The following is a 1,240-nucleotide window of genomic DNA, read 5'->3' on the forward strand; positions in this document are numbered from 1 at the left end:
CGGTGTGCTTCATCACAAATGATCAGATCAAATTCCGGTAAAGCATATTTCTTTTGCGCATCCGAAATCACTTGGATCGAATGGTAGGTAGCAAAGACCACTGTCATTGTATCAGGAGAAGTCTTATTGGCTTTTTCTCCAAGCTTTTGAGAATCTGTTGTTGCTGGTAGAGCGAGATCCGAGACATCGAGTTCGGCAGCATCATCTTGGGCTTTACGACGCTTGCCAACTTGTGTATCAGAACACACCGCAAAGGAACGCAAGGGGATTGCTGTATCTGCTGTCCATTCTCTTATTGTTTGTGACATTAAAGAAAGAGAGGGGACAAGAAATAAAACACGTTTACCTTGACCAGCAAGAGTTTCTGCTATCTTCAGACTGGTAAAGGTCTTTCCCGTTCCACACGCCATAATCAGCTTGCCGCGGTCTGCTTCTTGTAAACCGTCACAAACAGCTTTAAGCGCTTCTTGTTGATGATCTAAAAGCTTTTTCGGTTCTTTTTTCTTAAGAGTAGCTTCCCCTTTGCTTTCAAAGGTTGACCAATCTATTTGACTGTTTTCCAGATCGAAAAGATTAATCCGTTGAATGCGGACTCCTTGTCCTTCACAGGTGAGATCGGCATTGTTACTCCAATTACCTTCGGTGCTATCAACCAGAATACGGCGTGTGAAGATCTTTTTTCCCGAGGCAGCAATAAAGCTATCAATATCTTCTTTCTTGATCTGATGATTTGCACTATAAAACTTACATTGAATAGCCGCATATCCTTCTTCATCACGAATTTTAGCAACCAGATCAATGCCAATATCACGCCCATCTTCCCCATGCTCTTTTGCCCATTCACAATAGGTTTGAACCTTTTCATATTCTTGGCATTGTAGAGGGTCTTGCGTCAAATAAGCAATTACAAACTTTTCAAAAGAAGTTCCTCTATCGCGCGCACTTTCTGTATGATCACGGTAGGATTGTAACAGAGAGCGTAATGTCAGTGGTTTGTTATGAGATTGAAGCATTTATAATAAAACCCCACCGCTTTATAAGCGTTGATCTATCGGTGTTAAAAAACTTTAAATAGAATCTGCTAGATCTATTTAAAACAAATAGCAATAATAAAATAAAAAAAGGGTGCTAAAGACCCACAACCTGCTTAAAAAGAAATTTTATTAAAGGCTACTTATCCACAGCCTATGACATGAGGTAAAATCAGCAAAATAGTGAATTTTGCTGTTCGTTTCACGTG

General features: G+C 40.0%; 1 protein-coding gene. It reads right to left on the reverse strand.

Annotation, left to right across the window (positions count from 1 at the left end):
• Nucleotides 1-1,013 (reverse strand): restriction endonuclease (locus tag ACFIO5_RS10210; RefSeq protein WP_375705337.1); only part of this gene is annotated, 1,013 nt, incomplete at its 3' end.
• Nucleotides 1,014-1,240 lie beyond the last annotated feature (227 nt).

Source organism: Bartonella sp. AA86SXKL, assembly GCF_042196885.1.